The sequence below is a fragment of the Neisseria sp. P0001.S005 genome (genome assembly GCF_051963715.1).
Genome location: NZ_JBQCTZ010000295.1, coordinates 1 through 3,131, shown reverse-complemented (window position 1 = coordinate 3,131; position 3,131 = coordinate 1). Strand labels below are relative to the sequence as shown.

Genomic DNA, 3,131 nt, shown 5'->3' with positions numbered 1-3,131 from the left:
GCAGGATTGCGCAATTCATCGGCACGGTGTTCGGCAATCACTTTGCCGCTGTCCAATTCCTGCACATAAACGGAAATCTCATTTTCAGGGATACGCCCGAAATCCAAAGCCCATGACGGACAAACCGCCACCATCAGGCCAATTGATAAAATACTTTTCAATTTCATTGTGTTACAAAAATTTTATAAATTCTTACGAGGTACTTAGGCCGTCTGAACGGTTCAGACGGCCTTTTATTTATTTCTGATGCGCTTTCAAACGCAAAGCGAACATGACGACCACAACACCGACAACCAAAGCGCAACCCATCGCCAAATGGATACCGTCCAGCATTGCCTGTTGCGGCATATCTGCGCTGGAAAGTTTCTCGCCGATATTGGTCGCACCAACAAAAAACGCCACGCCGATGGCACCGGCAATCGGGTTGATGGTGGTCAGAATCGCCGCACCGTGCGGATTGAGCATTTTCGGCAACGCGTTCAGACCATGGGTTTCGCCGGTTACACAAGCAGACACGGAAAGCGCCAACAGCGTAAACATCGCGGTCAACATCACCACTTGCGTATCAATCCGCAAAAACAGCCACAATACCGCCAGCGACACCACCAGCATCACTGTTGCCGGCAAAACGACAAAGCGTCCGCCCTTTTTGTCCAACAATTTGCCGAACAAAGGTGCGGCAACCGCTTGGGCAATACTGGCAGGCATCAGAATCAGACCGGTTGCCGTACCGGTCAGCATCAACACTTGCTGCGTGTACATCGGCACCATCAGTTCCAAGCCCAAGAACAGGAATATCGCACCGGCCAAAATCACAACGCAATATCTGAACTGTTTGTATTCAAAAGCACGAAGGTTCAACAACGGCGTAGCCAAACGGAACTGACGGTGCGCAAACCAACCCACCAGTACAACGGAAGCGGCAAAGAGCAGGATAAATTCCAGCAGCGGCATATGGGCAAAATTACTGCTCGCATAAACCATCCCGCCAAATCCCGCAATCGACAGCACAGCCGACAACATATCGATTTTCGGACGGCTGATGTTGCTCAAATTGACCGTCAAATATTTGCCCACCAGCACCATTGCCGCCAACATAAACGGCGCGGTAAAGCCGAACAGCACGCGCCAATGCGTATGGTCGATGATGATGCCCGATAGCGTCGGCCCCATTGCAGGCGCGGCGGTAAACATCATGGTAATCACGCCCATCACCGTTCCGCGCTTGTTGGGCGGGAAAATCGACAACACGCCGTTAAACAGAAGCGGAACAAAAAACGCGGCAGATACTGCCTGCACCATCCGACCGACCACTAATACGCCAAACGTCGGTGCAAACGCGCAAATCAGCGATCCTGCTAAAAACGTTGCCTGCGTAAACAGCACCATTTTGCGCGTTTCAAACCATTGAATCACGCCTGCCGTAATCGGCGTAAATGCCCCCATGACCAGCAAAAAGCCCGTTGTCAGCCATTGAACCGTGGTCTTATCGACACCAAAATCTTTCATAATCGGCGTAAGCGCGACATTCAGCAGCGTGTCGTTGAGATAGCCGAAAAATGCGCCGATGAATAAGGTGGCGACAATGGTTTTAGCTGGAAAGTCGGGATTGTCGGCATAGTATTCGTGTGCCGTTGCGTCCTCTTGCGAATCAGAAGCGTGCATAATAATTTGAAATATCAGCGAAACCGTTATTTTAGCATAAACCATTTTGACAGGCCGTCTGAAACCTTGACCGCTTCCCCAGATAACACTAAAATTTAGAATTGTTTTCATTTTTATTATTAAACAGGAGAAAAACATGTCAAAGAAAGTCAGCATCTTGGTCGGCAGCCTGCGTAAAGGCTCGTTCGCACGAAAAGTCGCACAAAACGTCATTCCCATGTTCCCCGAAGGCTACGAAGCGCAAATCGTCGAAATCGGCCATTTACCTTTATACAACTTCGACTACGACGATCCTGCCGTTACCGACTTCCCCACTCCATCCAGCTATACCGAGTTCCGTGAAACCATCAAAGCCTCTGCCGGCGTATTGTTCGTGACTTCCGAAAACAACCGTACCGTACCGGCCTGCCTGAAAAACGCCATCGACATCGGCTCCAAACCCAATGCCGATGTTGCCTGGAAAAAAACACCTGCCGGCATCATCAGTCATTCTGTCGGCAAAATGGGCGGTTATAGCGCGCAAAAAAATCTGCGCCTTGCCCTTTCGTATTTCGATATGCCATTGACCGGCCAACCGGAAGTGTTCCTCGGCAACTCGCCTACCCTGTTTGACGACAACGGCCAGCTCATCGAATCCGCGCGCGGCTTTGTTCAAGGCTATATCGACCAATTGGTTGCCTTGATTGAGAAAAACCCTAAATAATCGGGATTGAAGTATACAGGCCGTCTGAAAAACGAAATTTCAGACGGCCTCATCTTTTACAAAAAATCAGTTTTTCAACCCTTCCTAAATTTTTACTAATTGAGTGCAGGTATAATCACTATCCACCCATCCTCCGGAGAACTTCCATGCGCGTATTATTGGTTGAAGACGATGCCATGATTGCCCAAGCCGTCAGTGCCAATCTGAAAGACACCGGCTACGCTGTCGATTGGGTCAGCCGCGGTTCGGAAGTTGCCGCAGCAGTGGCGGCGCAAGCATACGATTTGCTGCTCTTGGATTTGGGTTTGCCCGGCAAAGACGGTTTGGACGTATTGGCGCAAATCCGCAACGGCGGCTGTACCGTTCCCGTCTTAATCGTGACCGCGCGCGACGATTTGCACAGCCGGCTCAACGGCTTAGACGGCGGCGCAGACGACTACATCGTCAAACCCTTCGACATGGCGGAACTGCAAGCCCGTATGCGTGCCGTATTGCGCCGACACGGCGGACAGGCGCAAACGCTGCTGACCAACGGCATCATCACGCTCAACCCTTCCACCCATCAGGCGGAAGTAGTCGGGCAGGAACAGGCCATCATGCTCAGCAACAAAGAATTTGCCGTCCTCCAAGCCCTGCTGCTGCGTCCGGGCATGATTCTGTCGCGCAGCGATTTGGAAGACAAAATTTACGGCTGGGGCGAAGAAGTCGAAAGCAACGCCGTTGACTTCCTGATTCACGCCTTACGCAAAAAACTCGGCAAAGA

Annotated in this window: 3 protein-coding genes and 1 pseudogene; 2 read left to right on the top strand and 2 right to left on the bottom strand. The window is 51.1% G+C overall.

What is annotated here, in order from left to right:
• Positions 1-167, bottom strand: a pseudogene (locus ACTHSP_RS19085) (D-alanyl-D-alanine carboxypeptidase/D-alanyl-D-alanine endopeptidase); the annotation flags it as partial.
• 70 nt (positions 168-237) lie between these two features.
• On the bottom strand, positions 238-1,665 hold the full coding sequence (locus ACTHSP_RS19080; protein ID WP_440346687.1) for an MFS transporter: 1,428 nt from the start codon (positions 1,663-1,665) through the stop codon (positions 238-240).
• 136 nt (positions 1,666-1,801) lie between these two features.
• On the opposite strand from ACTHSP_RS19080, the gene ACTHSP_RS19075 reads away from it, so the two are divergent.
• Complete coding sequence (locus ACTHSP_RS19075; protein WP_070587528.1) at positions 1,802-2,368, top strand: NADPH-dependent FMN reductase; 567 nt, start codon at positions 1,802-1,804, stop codon at positions 2,366-2,368.
• A 146-nt stretch (positions 2,369-2,514) separates the two neighbouring features.
• Positions 2,515-3,131 (top strand): response regulator (locus ACTHSP_RS19070; protein ID WP_440346686.1); only part of this gene is annotated, 617 nt, incomplete at its 3' end.